Here is a 17,146-nt window from a genome sequence, read left to right as displayed (position 1 = left end):
TTGCCGATGCGCGGTGAATGTTGCTTGCAGTTCTTGTGACTCAGGCAGGCTTTATCCTTGCTTTTAAAAGGTAGCCCACTGCCACCAGGCGAGACGACTTTTGGCGGGGGTTCTTTCCGCCGCTGCGACCGGGACGTCCAAGCCGCACGAGGACCAGGGGATGGCTGCACACGAGCAGGGCAACGCCGTCCGACCAACTTCAGTGGCAGCCTGTCGTTTTCTTCCCATACTCGCTATGAATGCCACTACAGACTGACCAGGAAGGACTGCCATGGCGACGAGAGAGCAGGACGGCAACAACCCCCCACGGCAGCAGGTGCTCGATCCGGTATCGCGCATGTCGGAAATTCTGTTTGGCCTGCTCATGGTGCTGACCTTCACCGGCACCTTCAGCGTAGCCAACGCCGGGGAAAGCTCGGTGCGCGAGCTGCTGATCGCCAGCCTGGGCTGCAACCTGGCCTGGGGCCTGGTGGATGGCTGCATGCTGCTGCTGAACCGCCTTGCCGAGCGTGGCCATACCTGGCGCATGTTGCAGCACCTGAAGAACATCCCGCCCGGCTCCGCACAAGCCTTCGACGTGCTGGCCGATGCCCTGCCGATCCTGGTCACCAAGGTGATGAAAGCCGAAGATGTGCACACGCTGCACCGGCGCGTGCTGGAGCAGCCAATAGAGCGGACCCGCCTGAGTCTCGGCATGAGCGACCTGCTGGCGGCAGTCTCGGTGTTCCTGCTGGTTTTTTTCTCCACCCTGCCGGTGGTGCTGCCGTTCGTGCTGCTCAGTGAGCCGATGCATGCCCTGCGCGCCTCCAATGCGATTGCCCTGGGCATGCTGTTTCTCATCGGCATGGGCTACGGCCGCTTTGCCGGCGCCCGTCGCCCCTGGCTCACCGCGTTGGTGTTCACCGTGCTGGGCATTGCCCTGGTGGCCGCGACCATCGCTCTTGGCGGCTAGCTGCGCTCAAGCCGGCGGCCGAGCCAGGAACACGCGAGTTGCCCCAGGGGCACTCTCAACAGCTCTTGTCTCGGTCGTCGTGCCCCTGTGCCGGCGCTACTCGAACTTCTCGATATCGCGCACGATGCCGTCGACCACGCCCTTGAGGGTATTCAGGGTGACCTGCTCCTTGGTGTTTTCCAGCTCCTTGCCATAGCCCTTGCGGACCACCTGCAACACCGGCTTGCCGGTGCTGGCGTCGAGCAGTTCGGCCTCGACGAACAGCTCGGTGGTGCGGTCGCGTGCGCCGCTGGCGGTGGTGGTGGCCGCCGCAACCAGGGCGATGGGGATTATCTCGTAGGGCTTGAGGCCTTCGGCCTTGGTATCCACGCCGGTAATCGCGGCACGCAGGATCAGGGTTTGCGGGCCTGGCAGGGAGCCCTTCGGTGTGTTGCTCGGCTCATGCACCTGGAAGCGCTTGCCGAATGCGGCCTTGACCTGCTCGGAGGTGTACGCCTGCAGGTCGGCCAAGGCCGGCGCGCCGATCTGCTCGGACGGACTCGGCGCGGGATAGAAGCCGATCGACTGCACCATCACGTGCTTGTAGCTGTCCAGCTTGACGCCGGGCGCCATCCAGCGCATGACCGGTTGACCGCTGGGGGACTTGGCTGGCTGCAAGCGCGAGTAGTCGGGGAGGAAACCGGAATACTGCTCCGGCTTGGTGACTTGCGACGCGCAGCCACCGAGCAGCAGTGCGGAAAACAGTAGCCCGGTGACGGCGATGCTGGAACGCTTCATGGTATTGCTCCTGTGTCGTGTCGTTCAGTAACGCCAGAGTCATGGCGCCGCCAATGACGTGGATGGCGGCATTTGACCCGTGGGCAAGTCGCCTCTGGCGCCATTAACCCCACCGGTGTCCGGACTTCCTGGGCACAACGGTTGTTTCCCCCTATGGCAAGGCATAGACATGAAACAGCAGCTTTGCCATATCGCCGGGCGCGCCGAAGTACTCCGCGTATTGCCTTTCGTATTCCGGCGAGCGGTACAGGTCGCTGAGCACGGTATCCACCAGCAGGCGGAAGTCCTCGTCGCCACGTTCGAAGGCCATGGACACCGGGGCAATTTCAAAGATGCGATCCAGCACCATCATCTGCGCGGCGGCCTGATGCTCCTTCAGGTCGCTCTCCAGCAGCATGCGTTCGGCGAAGAACGCAGCGGCCTTGCCTTCGGCCACCATCTGCATGCCCTGCTTGTGGTCGTCGACCGTGACCAGGGTGGCGATCACCCCGAGCCTGCGCAGCTTGTCGCGCAACCACTCTTCGGTGACACCGCCCTTGAGCGCCGCGAAAGTGTGGCTGGCCAGCCCCTGGTTGATGGTGGCCCGCCAGGTCGGGCCGGCATGCACCGCTTCACCATTGAGCGCCTTCACCAGCGACGGCGGGGCATCCTTGCGCACCACCACTGAGAGACCGGCGGTGTACACCGGCAGCGAGTAGCTCACCCACTTGCGCCGTTCCAGGGTTTCCGGCGTCGGGGTGCAGAAGATGTCGATCTTCGCCGAGGTGATGGCGTCGATGGCCTGGTCGGCGCTGAGCGCCTGGTAGCGCACCTGCATGTCGCTCAGACCCAGCCCGGTTTTCACCCTGTCGGCGATCTTCAGACACAGGTCGATGGCGTAGCCGCTGACCTTGCCGCCCTCCTCGCCGCTGAACGGCTCAAGGCCGGGCACATAGCCCAGGGTGATCGCATTGTTGCTGCGCACGCGCTCGAGGGTGTCGGCACCGGCCAGCATCGGCAGCAGCGCGAACAGGCCGGCGAGCAGCAGACTGACGGGTTTGTGTGGCTTCATGTTCATATCCTGGTCCCTACATTCAGATTTCTTGGCAATCCGGGAGACAACGCCTAGGCCCTGGCGGCCGCGACGGCGGGTCGCTGATCGACAAAGTTCTTGGCAATGAAGCCGTAGAGCAGGTAACCGATCGCCAGCACGATGGTGGCGCCGAACACCGCGTCCTTGCCGGAGGCGTAGATGGCGTAGTACGAGTAGGCCATCGCGATCAACAGCGCCACCACGTTGCGGCTGTAGATCGCGGCACTGACGTTGGCCTTGTGCATGATCACCAGCAGGCCGGTGAGCGCGGTCACGTAGGGAATCAGGTTGGTCACCGCCGCCAGGCTGACTAGCTTGCCGAACTGCTCGCTGGCGTTGGGCGAGATGGTCGACACCGCCAGCAGGGTCTGCAGCACGCCGCAGACGATCATGCCGATGATCGGCGCATTCGCCGCGGTCACCTTGGAGAACAGTTTGGGGAACAGGCCCTGGTCGGCGGTCATCTTGGCGGTCTGCGCCAGGGTGAACTGCCAGCCCAGCAGCGAGCCGACGCAGGCCATCACCGCCAGCGCCATGATGATGTTGCCGACCAGGGGGTTGAACATCTGCGCATAGACGTAGGCGAACGGCGCCGAGGAGTTGGCCAGCTCGGCGTTGGGGATGATGCCCTGGATCACCGTAGTCGACAGCACGTACACCACCGCGGCGCCGAGGGTGCCGAACAAGCAGGCCAGCGGCACGTTGCGCTTGGGATTCTCCACCGCATCAGAGCTCTGCGCTGCCGACTCCATGCCGAGGAAGGCCCACAGAGTCAGCGGGATACTCTGGGTGATGGCATCGTTGACGGCGATGTTGTTGGGGTTCCAGGCGGCGCTGAACACCTGCGGATCGAACCAGAACCAGCCGATCACGCTGAGGCCGGCCACCGGGATGATCACGCCCCACACGGTGACCGTGCCGATCTTGCCGGTGATGCTCGGGCCGCCGAAGTTGGCCAGCGTGGTGATCCACAGCAGGCCGACGGTGCCGATGAACAGCGGAATGGCGCCACTGCCCAGCCAGGGGAAGAACGAGGTGAGGTAGCCCACCGCAGAAATGCCGATGGCCACGTTGCCGATCGCCAGCGACAGGAAGTAGAGGAACGAGCAGAGGAAAAACTCCGACTTGCCGTGCGCCTCTTCGCTGTAGGCCGACATGCCGCCCGACTTGTTGCAGTAGATGCCGCACTGGGCGAAACAGTAGGCGATGGCCATCGAGCCGATCGCGGTGATGATCCACGACAGCAACGACACGGCGCCCAGTTGCGCCATGTTCGATGGCAGCATGATGATGCCCGAGCCCATCATGTTGACCGCCACCAAGGTGGTGAGGCCGAAGAGGCTCATCTTCTTGCTTGACTCAGCCATACAAGACTCCTTGCGCTGCTCGCAGCGTTGGCCCTGCACCCGGCGACCTGCAGCACGCCGCCGGGCGGGGCTGATCAGGTGTTACTGCTTGACCACATAGACCCTGTAGGTGAGACGACCCTGGGCATCGCGTTCGACCTCGATGCCGTGGTTGTCATGTCCGAAGCCGGGGAAACGGCCGTCGAACAACTCCATCGCCAGCAGGTAGTCGATGATCGCGCGCTTGTCGGCGCCGGCCTTTTCGCCCGGCATCATCAGCGGGATGCCCGGCGGATAGGGCACGATCTGCACGGCGACGGTACGGTCCTGCATGTCGCGTACCGCGATCTGCTCGATCTCGCCCTTCACCAGCCTGGCGTAGGTCTCACGCGGCGAGGCCACTGGATCGGGCAGCAGGCTGAAGGCCGCATCCATGTTGTGCAGCAGCTGCGAAGCCAGCATCTCCTGGTGCATCGCCTCGGCCAGGTCGCGCAGCCCCATGCCGGCGTAGCGCTCGGCATGGCTGGCCACCAGCTCGGGCATCACCTGCCCGAGCGACGTGTTGGCGTCGTAGTGGTTCTTGAATTCCATCAGGCCGGCGACCAGCGAACCCCACTTGCCACGGGTCACGCCGACGCTGAACAGCAGCAGGATCGAGTACGGCTCGGTCTTCTCCACCACGATGCCGCGACTGGAGAGGAAGGAGGACACCAGCGGCGCCGGAATGCCGCTGCCCTGCATCTCCCCTTCCAGAGTCTGCCCGGGCGTCAGCACCGTTACCTTGATCGGGTCGAGCATGCAGTAGTCGGCGCCCAGGTCGCCGAAGCCGTGCCAGGTGGCGCCGGGCTTGAGCACCCAGGCATCGCCGTGATGGAGGCGTTGCGGGTCGATGTCGCCGAACGGCACGCCGTCCACCACATCGGGCTGCCAGACGCCGAACCACCAGTCCGTGGCATCGCGCATGCGCATCTCGTTGCCGAGGCGGACCATGGCCTGGCGGAAGGCGATGGCCTCGCCGATCGATTCCTCGGTGAGGTACTCGCCGGCATCGTCCATCATCTTCGCCGAAACATCGATGGAGGCGATGATGCTGTACTGCGGCGAAGTCGAGGTGTGCATCATGAAGGCTTCGTTGAACAACGCCGGCTTGACCGGCACCTTGCCGGAGCGGATGTGGATCATCGAGGCTTGCGACAGCGCGGCGAGCAGCTTGTGGGTCGAGTGGGTGACGGTCACCGTGGCGTCGTCGGCATGTCGCTCGCCGCGGTGCATGCCGTAGCGCCCCTCGTACAGCGCATTGAAGCGCGCGTAGGCGTACCAGGCTTCGTCGTAGTGGATGCGATCCACCGTCTTGCTCAGCTCGCGGGTGGTGGTCTGCACGTTGTAGCAGAGGCCGTCGTAGGTCGAATTGGTCAGCACCGCCAGCACCGGACGGGCCTGCTTGTCGCGCGCCAGCGGGCTCTCGGCGAGCTTCTTCGCCACCGCTTCGGGGGTCAGCTCGCTTTGCGGCACCGGGCCGATCAGCCCGCGCGCGTTGCGCCGCGGGCGCAGGTACAGCGGCACTGCGCCGGACATGTTCAGCGCGTAGTTCAGCGACTTGTGGCAGTTGCGGTCGACCAGCACGGCGTCGCCGTCGGTCACTGCCGAGTGCAGGACCATCTGGTTGCTGGCCGAACTGCCGCCGACCGAGAAGAAGGTGTAGTCGGCGCCGAACACCCGCGCCGCGTAGCTTTCCGCCGCGGCCACCGGGCCGGAGTGGTCGTTCAGCGAGCCCAGTTCGCCGACCGACACGCTGAGGTCGGAGCGCAGCATCTGCTCGCCGTAGAAGTCGAGGAAACTGCGCCCCACAGCAGTCTTCATGAACGCGGTGCCACCGGTGTGGCCGGGGGTGTGCCAGGAGTATTCGCAGGTGTCGGCGAAGTTGACCAGGGCGCCGAAGAACGGCGGCAGGATGGTGTCGAGGTAACGGCTGGCAGCCGCCGCAATGCGCCCGGCGATGAATTCGGGGCTGTCTTCCGGCAGCCAGATGAAGCCGTCGATGTTCTCGACGAACTCCAGCGGCACCCGGCTCTGATGCGCCTGGCTCATGCCCAGCATGATCGGCAGCTGGGGTGCGCCGGCGGATCAGCCGGATAACCTGCATCGCCTTGTCGAGATCCTGCTCGCACAGGCCCCAGCCGAGAATCACGCAGGAGTAGGCAGGACCGGCGCGGAAGGCGATTTCCGCATCATCCAGTGAAGCGGTCAGCTCCACGTCCAGCTCATGGTCATGCAGGGCACGCACGACATCCTGGGCGCTGTGGGTGACGATGCTGCCCTCCTGGCCCAGGGTGCTGGCCACGATCAGCACCGGGTAGCGCTGCGCGAGAGAGGGAGGCAACGGCGTTGGCGAGTGACTCATTGAGGAACTCCTCTGTGAAGACTGACCGCAGCTGTCGCCAAGGACATACGCGCGGCAGGGACAGCACGTGTTTTTCTTCAGGCACCCGAAGTGGCAGTCGCCATTCTTGTGCTCGGTGGCAGCAGGTATTCGAGGCAACCTCGCGCCCGTCCATTTGCACAAACGCAGCACACCCCCAGAGATGGCGGCAGTCGAACGACTGCCGCAGAGATGGCAAGCGACATCCCAATGCTCCGTTTTTACGCCCGTGTATTGCAGGGTAGTTGTGAACGGCCAATCGACAACCGGACCGCAGCCAATAAATCGCCACCCGCCATGATCAAAATCAGGCCATGGAGATTTCCGCCACAGAACCACCACACAAGACGCAACCGCTTAGGCATCACCCGGACATCCGCGCTGTCATCGCGAACAACAACTTCGGACCCTGTTGCCACCCTCCTCCGCCCGAGGAGTAACTATGCTGGGCTTACCGATTTCGCATCGTTGCAGCGACCTGCAAGGAGATAAGCGATGCTGCACACGCCCCCTGTCGAGAAGACGCCGCTAGCCAGCCAACCGCTCATAGGCCAGGTGACTCCTACGATCGGTCACCGGCTGTTCTGGCACTGGGTCAGGGATCGACCAGCCGTTGGCGGGTCTGACCGCCGGCAGCAGACCTGACGCTCCCAGGCCTGCCCCATGTCGCCCTCGCTTCGCCCAGGCCGCCTGCTCCTGCTCGGCGCACTCGGCCTGAGCGGTTGCGTGCGCCTGGGGCCGGACTTCTCGCCGCCCGGCGAGGCCTGGGTCGAGCAGTGGCACAGCCCGGCCATCGAGCAGGCCAGCCAGCAGCGGGCCGGCCCCGATATCCGCGAATGGTGGCGGGTGTTCGACGATCCGCTGCTGGACCGGCTGATCGCCGAAGCCGATGCCCACAACGCCAGCCTGAAGATCGCCGGCCTGCGGGTGATGGAAGCGCGCGCCCAGCTGGGCATCGCCCAGAGCGGCCGCTACCCGCAGCTGCAGCAGGCCACGGCCGACAGCGTCTACCTCGACCGCAACCAGTCCGGTGGGCGCAGCCCGCAGGACAGTCACTTCTGGCAGCACAGCCTGGGCTTCGACGTCGGCTGGGAGCTGGATTTCTGGGGCCGCTTCAGCCGCGCCATCGAGTCGGCCGATGCCGCCTACTTCGCCGCCGAGGCCAACTACGAGGACGTGCTGGTGCTGCTGCGCGCCCAGGTGGCGGAAACCTACTTCGCCCTGCGCACCACCGAGGCGCGGCTGCGCGTCGCCCGCCGCAACGCCGAGCAGCAGAAGCGCAGCTACGAGATCACCGAGCGGCTGTTCAGCAGCGGCGAGAGCGACGAGCTCGACCTGCAACAGGCCAAGACCCAGTACCTGGGCACCCTGAGCAGCCTCCCCGAATTCGAGGACCAGGTGGCGCGCACCCGCAACGCCCTGGCCGTGCTGGTCGGCCGGCCGCCCGGCCCGCTGACGGAGCTGGCCGAGCGGGAAGGGCTGATCCCGCTGATCGACCGCGCCGTGCTGCAGGATGTGCCGGCCGACTTGCTGCGCCGCCGCCCGGACATCCGCGCCGCCGAACTCAACGTCGCCGCCCAGTCGGCGCTGATCGGCGTGGCCGAGGCCGATCTCTACCCCTCGCTGAGCCTGCTCGGCAGCATCGTCTGGTCCACCAGTTCGCTGGACGGCGCACCCGATACCCTCGATCTGGTCGGCGGCCCCAGCCTGCGCTGGAACCTGTTCGACTACGGTCGCACCCGCAACAACGTGCGCGTACAGGACGCCCGCCTGCAGCAGCTGATCGAGGTCTACCGCGACAGCGTGCGCCAGGCGGCGCGCGAGGCCGACGATGCCGCCCGCGGCCTGAGCAAGGCGCTGGAGCGCGAGCGCATCCTCGGCGAGGCGGCGATCTCCGCCGAGCGCTCGCTGACCCTGGCCAGCGCCCAGTACCGCGAAGGCTACGCCGACTTCCAGCGCGTGCTGGATGCCCAGCGGGCGCTGCTGGTGCAACAGGACAACTACCTGGTGACGCGCAACAGTGCGGTGAGCAACCTGATCGCCCTGTACAAGGCCCTCGGCGGCGGCTGGCACAGCGCCCGGCCGCGGGTCGATCCGGCCAGCCGCGCGCAGATGCAGCGACGCACCGACTGGGGCGAGCTGCTCGACGCCCCTACGCCCGGCGCCGCGCCGGCGCCCACCGAGGAAAGCCAAGATGAGTGACGCAGCCCAGCCCGCTCCCGCGGTTCCTGCCCCCCCTGCGGAAAAGCCGCCGGCCGACCCGGTCAACACGGGGGTGAAGTGGGTGGTCGGGCTGATCGCCCTGAGCCTGCTGTGGTACCTGCTGGCCGACCGCTTCACCCCCTACACCCAGCAGGCACGGGTGCAGGCCTTCGTCGTGCCGGTGGCTGCCGAAGTGGCCGGCCGGGTGACCCGGGTGCTGGTGCGCGACAACCAGATGGTCGAGGCAGGCGCAGTCCTGTTCGAGGTGGACCCCGAGCAGTACCAGATCGCCGTCGAGCGGGCCCGCGCCGACCTCGAGTCGACCCGCCGGCAGATCGCCGCCAGTACCGCCGGCATCGAGTCGGCGCAGGCCTCCCTGCGCGCCGCCGAAGCCAACGAGCTCAAGTCGCAGCAGGACCGCGATCGTCTCGAGCGGCTGTACCGCGAGGACCCGGGCACCATTTCCCTGCGCCGCCTCGAGGTGTCGCGGGCGACCCATGTGCAGTCCATCAGTCAGGTCGCCGCGGCCCGCGCCGAAGTGCAGCGGGCACGCGAACAGCAAGGCGGCAGCGACGAGCAGAACGCCCTGTTGCGCAGCGCCGCCACCGCATTGTCAAAAGCCGAACTGGATCTGGCCAATACCAAAGTGCGCGCACTCTCGGCCGGGCTGATCACCGATCTGCGCACCGACGTTGGCCATTTCGCCGTGGCAGGCAATCCGGTGATGACCCTGATCACCATCCAGGACGTGTGGATCAATGCGGAAATGACCGAGAACAACCTGGGCCGAATCGAGCCCGACACGCCGGTGGCCATCGTGCTGGACGTCCTGCCCGGCGAGGTGTTCGCAGGACGGGTGCGCAGCGTCGGCTACGGCGTCAGCGTCGGCCAGAGCACCGCTCCCGGCACCCTGCCCAACGTGGAGAACAGCCGCGACTGGCTGCGCCCGGCGCAGCGCTTCCCGGTGATCGTCGAGTTCGCCGCGGGCGAGGCGGCCAGGTTGGCCAAGCTGCGCGGCATCCGCGTGGGTGGCCAGGCCGATGTCATGGCGTTCCCCACCGAGGGCAATCCGCTCAACCCACTCGGTCGCCTGTTCCTGTTCCTGATGAGCTGGCTGTCCTATGCCTACTGAGCACGTCCATGGCTAACCGGCGTGAACCCCGCGCCCAGCGCGCGCTGCGCCTGGCCAGCGGCACCGCGCTGGGCCTGGCGGTCAGCTTCGGCCTGGGGCTGCCGTTGCCCTTCATTGCCCCGCTGTTCGCCCTGTTCCTGCTCGCCAAGCTCGACCGCCCGCTGTCGCCCAAGGCGGGGCTGGGCCTGACCCTGGTGGTGCTGCTGACCACCGGCAGCGGCCTGCTGCTGATCCCGCTGCTGCGCTACGCCGCATTGAGCGGCGTATTGCTGGTGGGCCTGTGCCTGTTCCTGGCCTTCCGCCACGGCCTGACGGGGGGCAACGGCCTGGTCACCACCTTCCTGGTGATCGGCCTGACCATGATTTCGGCCGCCGGCACCGCCGACTTCGCCCTGGCGCTGATGGTCATCAACGCCCTGGTGCAGAACCTGCTGCTCGCCGTGCTGATGCTGCCCGTCAGCCACTGGCTGTTTCCCGAACCGGCTGGCGCGCAGGCGTTGCCCGCCGAGCTGGCCCTGCCCGCGGCGGAAGCCAGCTGGGTGGCACTGCGCGCCGCTCTGGTGGTGCTGCCGGCCTGGCTGCTGGCGCTGATCGATCCGGCCACCTACATGGCGATCATCCTCAAGTCGGTCGGCCTCGGCCAGCAGAGCTGTACCGCCACGGTGCGCACTGCCGCGCGCGAGCTGATCGGCTCGACCCTGCTCGGTGGCCTGCTGGCCGTGCTGTTCTGGTGGGCCCTCGGCCTGTTCGTGCACCTGTGGATGTTCTTCCTGTGGATGCTGCTGTTCGGCCTGCTGGTGGCGCGCAAGCTCTACGGCTTCAGCCCGAGCCGGCAAAGCCCGGGCTTCTGGCTGAACAGCCTGGTGACCATGATCATCCTGCTCGGCCTGTCGGTGGAGGACAGCGCCAACGGCAAGGATGTCTACAGCGCCTTCGCCTTGCGCATGGGGCTGTTCATCGCCATCAGCCTGTATGCCTGGCTGATGGTCTACCTGCTCGACCACTACCGCCAACGTCGCCACCTGCGGCAACCCGGCTGCTAAGGAGATTCCCCCATGCTGCTCAACCTGCTGGTCGGCCTTCCGGTGATGCTGCTCTGCCTGGTCATGGAGGCGTTCATCGTGGCCCAGTGCCTGCGTTACTACGTGCGCTACGACACCCGTGCCGGCGAGACCGTGGAGCCACGCAAGGGATTCCTCTGGGACTTCCTGGTGCTGGGCCTGGTGATGCTGCTGATGATGCTCGGCTACTTCGTGCAGATCGGCATGTGGGCCGGCCTGTTCATGCTGCTCGGCGAGTTCGAGGAGTTCGCCACGTCGGCGTACTACTCGGGGGTGACCTTCGCCACCCTGGGCTATGGCGACATCGTGCTGTCCACCCGCTGGCGCCTGCTCGGTGCACTGGAGGCCGGCAACGGCGTGCTGATGCTGGGGATCTCCACCGGGGTGATGACCGCTGCGGTGAAGGAAGTCATCAAGCACAACATGGCGAGGCCGCAACGCGGAATGAACGGTTAAACTCTGCAGCCTGTCCTGACCGTGGAGGCGGCATGAAGCTCTATCTGTACGACCACTGCCCGTTCTGCGTGCGCGCCGAGATGGTCGCCCACTACAAGCAGGTGCCGGTGGAGCAGGTCTACCTGCTCAACGACGACGAGGCGAGCTGCTTCGCGCTGATCGGTGCCAAGCAGGTGCCGATCCTGCAGTTCGACGATGGCCGCGCCATGGGCGAGAGCCTGGACATCGCCCGCAAGCTGGACGAACTGGGCAACCCGGCACAGGTGATCCGCCCGCACGGCGACTACCTGCCGATCCAGGAGCACATCAACCAGGTGCGCCTGGCGAACTGGTGCCTGCTGTTCCCCCGCGACATCGCCCTCGGCCTGCCGGAGTTCGCCACCCAGTCCGCCCGCGATTACTTCCAGGCCAAGAAGGAGCAGATCATCCAGCGCCCCTTCGCCCAGGCCCTGGCTGAAACTGCCGAGCACCGGGCCGTGGTCGAAGAGATGCTGGCCAGCCTGCCGCCACTCCCGCTGCCCAGCGCCCACGGCGACACCCTGGGCTGGGACGACGTGCTGCTCTACCCGGGGCTGCGCAACCTGAGCATGGTCAAGGGCCTGGCCTTCCCGCCGGCGGTGCGCGCCTATGTCGAGGAAGTGGCGCGCATCACCGCCACGCAAACCTACTTCGAGCGGGCAGTCTGAATATCGCCATGCATACTCTCGAACAACTGCGCCGCGGCGAACTGGCCGGTATTCGACGCCTGGATCTGTCCGCCGGGCTGACGGAATTCCCCGACGAGATCTTCGCTCTCGCCGACAGCCTGGAGGTGCTCAACCTCTCCGGCAACCAGCTGAGCCAGCTGCCGGCCGAGCTGCCGCGCCTGCACAAGCTGCGCGTGCTGTTCTGCTCGGACAATCCGTTCACCACGGTGCCGGAAGTGCTCGGCGACTGCGCGAAGCTGGAGATGGTCGGCTTCAAGTCCTGCCAGTTGCAGCAGGTGCCAGCCGCGGCCCTGCCCTCGCGGCTGCGCTGGCTGATCCTGACCGACAACCGGCTGGAGAGCCTGCCCGCCGAGCTGGGCGCCTGCACCCGCCTGCAGAAGATGGCGCTGGCCGGCAACCGCCTGCGCGCCCTGCCGGCCAGCCTGGCGGACTGCCAGAACCTGGAGCTGCTGCGCATCGCCGCCAACCGCCTCGACACCCTACCCGGCTGGCTGACGGAACTGCCGCGCCTGGCCTGGCTGGCCTTTGCCGGCAACCCGTTCAGCGACACCCGCGAGGCGCAGGTGCTGGCCGAGCATCCGCTGCCGCCCATTGCGCGCAGAAGCATCGCCCTGCAGGAAGTGCTGGGCCAGGGCGCCTCCGGGATCATCCACCGCGCCGAGTGGCATCTTGACGGCCAGCCGGCCCAGGCCATGGCGGCCAAGCTGTTCAAAGGCAGCGTGACCAGCGACGGCCTGCCGCACAGCGAAATGGCCGCCTGCATCGCTGCTGGCGAGCATGTCAACCTGATCCGCGTGGCCGGGCCGCTCGCCGCGCAGGCAGATGCGCCGCCGGGGCTGTTGCTGGAGCTGATCGACCCGACCTTCCAGCCCTTGGCCGGGCCGCCGTCGCTGGCCAGTTGCACCCGCGACTGCTATTCGAGCGAACGACGCTTCGGCGTCGACGAGGCACAGCGCATCGCCCGCGGCGTAGCGTCGGCGGTGGCGCACCTGCACCAGCGCGGCATCCTGCATGGCGACCTGTATGCCCACAACCTGCTGGTCAATGCGGCGGGCGACTGCCTGCTCGGCGACTTCGGCGCCGCCTCGTTCTTCGACCCCGGCAGTGCCCGCGGCCAAGTCCTGCAGCGCATCGAGGCGCGCGCCTTCGGCTATCTGCTGGAGGAGCTGCTGCAACGCTGCCCGGCGGACGAACAGGTCGGGCGACAGCAGCGTCTGCGCCAGCTGCAGGAGCAGTGCGTGGCCGAATCTGTCGAGCAGCGCCCGGACTTCGCCAGCCTCGACGCCTGCCTTGCGGCTATCTGACGGCGGCAACCTGGCGAGAGCCCCCTACACTGATGAAGTCTGCAAACGTCGAGGTGCCCGCCATGAATCCCCTCTCGCAAGCCCACTGCGAAGCCTGCCGCGCCGGCGCGCCGCAGGTCTCCGACGCCGAACTGGCCGAGCTGATCCGACAGATTCCGGACTGGAACATCGAGGTGCGCGATGGGGTGATGCAGCTGGAAAAGCTGTTCGGATTCCCCGACTTCCAGCACGCCCTGGCCTTCACCAATGCCGTCGGCGCCATCGCCGAAGCACAGGGCCATCACCCGGCGCTACTCACCGAGTGGGGCAAGGTCACGGTGACCTGGTGGACGCACAAGATCGGCGGGCTGCACCGCAACGACTTCATCATGGCGGCGCGCACCGATCAGCTGGCGAAGACGGCGTAGCAAGCGTCCGGGCTGGCCCTGGCGAGCCGCGCGGCCGCTCTCAGCGGGCTGTGCGAGGGCTCGGGGCTGCGCCGAACGCGCATTTGAGCCGGTAGCACAGGCCGATCACCAGCAGCCACACCGGGATCGCGTACACCGACAGGCGAATGCCCTCGAGCTGCCACATCACGCCGAGGATCAGCAGCAGGAAGGCCAGGCACAGGTAGTTGCCGAACGGATGCCACAGCGCCTTGAACTCCGGCTGCACGCCCTCGCTCTGCTTGGCGGCGCGAAACTTCAGGTGGATCAGGCTGATCATCGCCCAGTTGATCACCAGCGCCGCCACCACCAGCGACATCAGCAGCTCCAGCGCGCCCTTGGGCAGGGTGTAGTTGATCAGCACGCACAGCAGGGTCACCAGCGCCGAGGCGCCGATGGCGATCACCGGCACGCCGCGCTGGTCGATCCTGAGGAACGCGCGCGGCGCATTGCCCTGCTCGGCCAGGCCGTAGAGCATGCGGCTGTTGCAATAGACGCCGCTGTTGTACACCGACAGCGCCGCGGTCAGCACCACGAAGTTGAGGATGTTGGCCGCCACCTCACTGCCGAGCAGCGAGAAGATCTGCACGAACGGGCTGCTGCTGTAGGGGTCGCCGGAGGCGTTGAGGGCGGCCAGCAGCGCATCCCAGGGGTACAGGCAGAGCAGCACGCCCAGGGCGCCGACGTAGAAGATCAGGATGCGGTAGACCACCTGGTTGATCGCCTTGGGGATCACCTTCTTGGGCTCGGCCGCTTCGGCCGCGGTGATGCCGACCAGCTCCAGGCCGCCGAACGAGAACATGATGAACGCCAGCGCCATCACCAGCCCGCCGACGCCGTGGGGGAAGAAGCCACCGTGGCGCCACAGGTTGCTGACCTGCGCCTGCTCGCCGCCGGTGCCGCTCAGCAGCAGCCACAGGCCGAGCACGATCATGCCGACCACCGCCACCACCTTGATGATCGCGAACCAGAACTCGGCCTCGCCGAAGAACTTCACGTTGGTCAGGTTGATCGCGTTGATCAGCACGAAGAACGCCGCCGCCGTGGCCCAGGTCGGCACGTCCGGCCACCAGAACTGGATGTACTTGCCCACCGCGGTCAGCTCGGCCATACCCACCAGGATGTACAGCGCCCAGTAATTCCAGCCGGAGAGAAAGCCGGCGAAGCCGCCCCAGTACTTGTGCGCGAAGTGGCTGAACGAGCCGGCCACCGGTTCCTCGACGATCATCTCGCCGAGCTGGCGCATGATCAGAAAGGCAATCCAGCCGGCAATGGCATAGCCGAGGACCATCGACGGCCCGGCGCTCTGCAGCACCCCGGCCGAGCCGAGGAACAGGCCGGTGCCGATGGCGCCACCGAGGGCGATCAGCTGGATGTGGCGGTTCTTCAGGCTGCGCTGGAGTTCGCCCGGGTGTCGGGGTTCGTGGGTCATCGATCACCTGTCGGCATGCTCTTTGCTGCCGTATCGTACAGTCGCCACGCGCATGACACGGCGAGGTAAACCACGGCCGGTCCCTTGGTCCAGCCCTATAGCAGGCATTGTACACCGGCATCCTGGGGCGGCCTGCAGCTCCGGTTTTCCGGGTTAGAATGCCCGCGCCACTGCCCGAGACTCCCTGCCAATGCCCGAGCGCCTGCGCCAGATCCTGATCCTCGGCCTGCCCATCATCGGCGGCATGCTCAGCCAGAGCCTGATCAATCTGCTGGACGCGGCCATGGTCGGCCATCTGGGCGAAACCGCACTGGCCGGTGTGGGCATCGGCAGTTACGCGAACTTCATGGCCATCGCCCTGGTCATGGGTCTCGGCTCCGGGGTACAGGCGCTGGTGGCGCGGCGCCGCGGCGAAGGACGCCCGGCGGAAACCGGCGCGCCCTTGCATGCAGGGCTGCTGATGGCCGTGCTGGTCGGTCTGCCGCTGGGGCTGGGCTGCTGGCTGGCGGCGCCGTGGATCATCGGCCTGCTCAGCAGCGATCCAGCCGTTGCCGCCATCGGCCACGACTATTTCCAGTGGCGGGTGCTGGCGGTGGCCGCGGTGGGGATGAATTTCGCCTTTCGCGGCTACTGGAACGGCAGCCACCGCTCCGGTTTGTACATGCGCCTCCTGCTGGGCATTCACCTGTTCAATGCCGCACTCAGCTACTGCCTGATCCACGGCCTGCTCGGCCTGCCAGCCATGGGGGCGCAAGGCGCGGGACTGGGCACCTGCATCGCCCAGTACGCCGGCTCGCTGATCTTCGCCAGCCAGACCTGGCGGGTGGCACCGGATGCCGGCTTCCGCTGGCGGCGCCCGCCGCCGCTCGAAATCCACCGCTTGGCGCGCCTGTCACTGCCCAACTCGCTGCAGCAACTGTTCTTCGCCACCGGCATCACCCTGCTGTTCTGGATCATCGCCCAGGTCGGCACCGCCGAGCTGGCGGTGGCGCATGTGCTGGTGAATCTGGCGCTGCTGCTGATCCTGCCGGCGGTCGGCCTGGGCATGGCCGCCACCACCCTGGTCAGCCACAGCCTCGGCGCCGGCGATGTCGACGCCGCCCACCGCTGGGGCTGGGACGTGGTGCGGGTCGCCATCGGCGGTCTGGCCCTGCTGGGGATGCCCTTCTGGCTGTTTCCCGAGGCGATTCTCGGCCTGTTCGTCAACGCCGCGCAGTTGATCGAACTGGGCATCTGGCCGCTGCGCCTGACCGGGCTGGGCATGGTGCTGGATGCCGGCGCGCTGGTGCTGGCCCAGGCCCTGCTCGGCGCCGGCGCCAGCCGCACGGTGATGCTGGTGACCCTCGGCAACCAGTGGCTGGTGGTGCTGCCGCTGACCTATCTGCTCGGCCCCGTGCTGGGCTATGGCCTGCTGGCGATCTGGAGCCTGTACATCCTGCAGCGCGGCCTGGCCTCGGCGATATTCGCCCTCATGTGGCAACGCCGCGCCTGGGCACGCATCGAAATCTAGCCGGCCGCGGCTTGCGCAATGCCGGTCTGCGGACAAAGCTTGCAGCATCCCCTCAGCGGAGCCGGCCATGAGCGAGCAGCAGCCTCAGCGCAACGACGACCAGGACAAGCCCCCTCTCACCCTCAGGCAAATGCTGCAGAGCGTGCTGGCCGCGGCCTTCGGCGTGCAGAGCGGTAAAAACCGGGCGCGCGACTTCTCCCGTGGCAAGCCCAGCCATTTCATCCTGCTCGGCCTGCTGTTCACCGGGATCTTCGTCCTGCTGCTGTACAGCGTGGTCCGCCTGGTGCTGCAACTGAGCGGCGCGAAGTAGCCACCGGACAGTCAGGCTGTGGGTAGGCGCAGCGCTTGCCC

General features: G+C 66.8%; 16 protein-coding genes. 11 read left to right on the top strand and 5 right to left on the bottom strand.

What is annotated here, in order from left to right:
- Positions 1-271: 271 nt before the first annotated feature.
- The gene (locus tag KRX52_RS02860) at positions 272-952 is read left to right on the top strand and encodes a VIT1/CCC1 transporter family protein (protein ID WP_217679641.1); all 681 of its coding nucleotides are present in this window, start codon (positions 272-274) and stop codon (positions 950-952) included.
- Positions 953-1,048: 96 nt separating this feature from the next.
- On the opposite strand, the gene KRX52_RS02855 is transcribed toward KRX52_RS02860, so the two are convergent.
- From KRX52_RS02855 to KRX52_RS02840, 4 genes are all read right to left on the bottom strand, one after another.
- Positions 1,049-1,729: a DUF3313 domain-containing protein gene (locus KRX52_RS02855; RefSeq protein WP_217679640.1), complete on the bottom strand. Its 681-nt coding sequence runs from the start codon at positions 1,727-1,729 to the stop codon at positions 1,049-1,051.
- Between the two features lie 151 nt (positions 1,730-1,880).
- A complete protein-coding gene (locus tag KRX52_RS02850; RefSeq protein WP_217679639.1) occupies positions 1,881-2,786 on the bottom strand; it encodes an amino acid ABC transporter substrate-binding protein in 906 nt (301 codons plus the stop codon).
- 47 nt (positions 2,787-2,833) lie between these two features.
- Complete coding sequence (potE, locus tag KRX52_RS02845; RefSeq protein ID WP_217679638.1) at positions 2,834-4,168, bottom strand: putrescine-ornithine antiporter; 1,335 nt, start codon at positions 4,166-4,168, stop codon at positions 2,834-2,836.
- A gap of 81 nt (positions 4,169-4,249) precedes the next feature.
- Entirely contained in the window at positions 4,250-6,235 is a 1,986-nt protein-coding gene (locus tag KRX52_RS02840; protein WP_254797342.1) for an Orn/Lys/Arg family decarboxylase, read from the bottom strand.
- On the opposite strand from KRX52_RS02840, the gene KRX52_RS20605 reads away from it, so the two are divergent.
- From KRX52_RS20605 to KRX52_RS02805, 8 genes are all read left to right on the top strand, one after another.
- Positions 6,234-6,386 (top strand): hypothetical protein, encoded by a 153-nt coding sequence (locus KRX52_RS20605; protein ID WP_254797341.1) that lies wholly within the window; start codon positions 6,234-6,236, stop codon positions 6,384-6,386. The genes KRX52_RS02840 and KRX52_RS20605 overlap by 2 nt on opposite strands.
- Positions 6,387-7,229: 843 nt before the next feature.
- Positions 7,230-8,768: an efflux transporter outer membrane subunit gene (locus KRX52_RS02835; protein ID WP_217679637.1), complete on the top strand. Its 1,539-nt coding sequence runs from the start codon at positions 7,230-7,232 to the stop codon at positions 8,766-8,768.
- Positions 8,761-9,900 (top strand): HlyD family secretion protein, encoded by a 1,140-nt coding sequence (locus KRX52_RS02830; protein ID WP_217679636.1) that lies wholly within the window; start codon positions 8,761-8,763, stop codon positions 9,898-9,900. Before KRX52_RS02835 ends, KRX52_RS02830 begins: the two co-directional genes overlap by 8 nt.
- Before the next feature lie 8 nt (positions 9,901-9,908).
- The gene (locus tag KRX52_RS02825) at positions 9,909-10,943 is read left to right on the top strand and encodes a DUF2955 domain-containing protein (RefSeq protein WP_217679635.1); all 1,035 of its coding nucleotides are present in this window, start codon (positions 9,909-9,911) and stop codon (positions 10,941-10,943) included.
- Positions 10,944-10,955: 12 nt separating this feature from the next.
- Complete coding sequence (locus KRX52_RS02820; protein WP_217679634.1) at positions 10,956-11,417, top strand: potassium channel family protein; 462 nt, start codon at positions 10,956-10,958, stop codon at positions 11,415-11,417.
- A gap of 32 nt (positions 11,418-11,449) precedes the next feature.
- The gene (gene grxB, locus KRX52_RS02815) at positions 11,450-12,103 is read left to right on the top strand and encodes a glutaredoxin 2 (RefSeq protein ID WP_217679633.1); all 654 of its coding nucleotides are present in this window, start codon (positions 11,450-11,452) and stop codon (positions 12,101-12,103) included.
- A gap of 8 nt (positions 12,104-12,111) precedes the next feature.
- Positions 12,112-13,428: a leucine-rich repeat-containing protein kinase family protein gene (locus tag KRX52_RS02810; RefSeq protein ID WP_217679632.1), complete on the top strand. Its 1,317-nt coding sequence runs from the start codon at positions 12,112-12,114 to the stop codon at positions 13,426-13,428.
- 62 nt (positions 13,429-13,490) lie between these two features.
- Entirely contained in the window at positions 13,491-13,835 is a 345-nt protein-coding gene (locus KRX52_RS02805) for a 4a-hydroxytetrahydrobiopterin dehydratase (protein ID WP_217679631.1), read from the top strand.
- A 40-nt stretch (positions 13,836-13,875) separates the two neighbouring features.
- Here KRX52_RS02805 and KRX52_RS02800 read toward each other — a convergent pair whose 3' ends face one another.
- Positions 13,876-15,285, bottom strand: a complete 1,410-nt coding sequence (locus KRX52_RS02800) for an amino acid permease (protein WP_217679630.1) — start codon at positions 15,283-15,285, stop codon at positions 13,876-13,878.
- 190 nt (positions 15,286-15,475) lie between these two features.
- On the opposite strand from KRX52_RS02800, the gene KRX52_RS02795 reads away from it, so the two are divergent.
- Entirely contained in the window at positions 15,476-16,795 is a 1,320-nt protein-coding gene (locus KRX52_RS02795; protein WP_254797340.1) for an MATE family efflux transporter, read from the top strand.
- Between the two features lie 67 nt (positions 16,796-16,862).
- Complete coding sequence (locus KRX52_RS02790; RefSeq protein WP_217679629.1) at positions 16,863-17,105, top strand: DUF2970 domain-containing protein; 243 nt, start codon at positions 16,863-16,865, stop codon at positions 17,103-17,105.
- The last annotated feature ends 41 nt before the right edge of the window (positions 17,106-17,146 follow it).

The sequence above is a fragment of the Geopseudomonas aromaticivorans genome, assembly GCF_019097855.1.
GTDB lineage: Bacteria > Pseudomonadota > Gammaproteobacteria > Pseudomonadales > Pseudomonadaceae > Geopseudomonas > Geopseudomonas aromaticivorans.
The sequence above is the reverse complement of the archived record's forward strand: the minus strand, read 5'-3'. Positions and strand labels throughout refer to the sequence as shown.

What these genes read in the sequence shown, in the direction of transcription:
- KRX52_RS02860 (WP_217679641.1), top strand. Translation starts at nt 272, where the DNA reads ATGGCGACGAGAGAGCAGGACGGCAACAACCCCCCACGGCAGCAGGTG.
- KRX52_RS02855 (WP_217679640.1), bottom strand. Translation starts at nt 1,729, where the DNA reads ATGAAGCGTTCCAGCATCGCCGTCACCGGGCTACTGTTTTCCGCACTG.
- KRX52_RS02850 (WP_217679639.1), bottom strand. Translation starts at nt 2,786, where the DNA reads ATGAACATGAAGCCACACAAACCCGTCAGTCTGCTGCTCGCCGGCCTG.
- potE (WP_217679638.1), bottom strand. Translation starts at nt 4,168, where the DNA reads ATGGCTGAGTCAAGCAAGAAGATGAGCCTCTTCGGCCTCACCACCTTG.
- KRX52_RS20605 (WP_254797341.1), top strand. Translation starts at nt 6,234, where the DNA reads ATGCCCAGCATGATCGGCAGCTGGGGTGCGCCGGCGGATCAGCCGGAT.
- KRX52_RS02840 (WP_254797342.1), bottom strand. Translation starts at nt 6,235, where the DNA reads ATGAGCCAGGCGCATCAGAGCCGGGTGCCGCTGGAGTTCGTCGAGAAC.
- KRX52_RS02835 (WP_217679637.1), top strand. Translation starts at nt 7,230, where the DNA reads ATGTCGCCCTCGCTTCGCCCAGGCCGCCTGCTCCTGCTCGGCGCACTC.
- KRX52_RS02830 (WP_217679636.1), top strand. Translation starts at nt 8,761, where the DNA reads ATGAGTGACGCAGCCCAGCCCGCTCCCGCGGTTCCTGCCCCCCCTGCG.
- KRX52_RS02825 (WP_217679635.1), top strand. Translation starts at nt 9,909, where the DNA reads ATGGCTAACCGGCGTGAACCCCGCGCCCAGCGCGCGCTGCGCCTGGCC.
- KRX52_RS02820 (WP_217679634.1), top strand. Translation starts at nt 10,956, where the DNA reads ATGCTGCTCAACCTGCTGGTCGGCCTTCCGGTGATGCTGCTCTGCCTG.
- grxB (WP_217679633.1), top strand. Translation starts at nt 11,450, where the DNA reads ATGAAGCTCTATCTGTACGACCACTGCCCGTTCTGCGTGCGCGCCGAG.
- KRX52_RS02810 (WP_217679632.1), top strand. Translation starts at nt 12,112, where the DNA reads ATGCATACTCTCGAACAACTGCGCCGCGGCGAACTGGCCGGTATTCGA.
- KRX52_RS02805 (WP_217679631.1), top strand. Translation starts at nt 13,491, where the DNA reads ATGAATCCCCTCTCGCAAGCCCACTGCGAAGCCTGCCGCGCCGGCGCG.
- KRX52_RS02800 (WP_217679630.1), bottom strand. Translation starts at nt 15,285, where the DNA reads ATGACCCACGAACCCCGACACCCGGGCGAACTCCAGCGCAGCCTGAAG.
- KRX52_RS02795 (WP_254797340.1), top strand. Translation starts at nt 15,476, where the DNA reads ATGCCCGAGCGCCTGCGCCAGATCCTGATCCTCGGCCTGCCCATCATC.
- KRX52_RS02790 (WP_217679629.1), top strand. Translation starts at nt 16,863, where the DNA reads ATGAGCGAGCAGCAGCCTCAGCGCAACGACGACCAGGACAAGCCCCCT.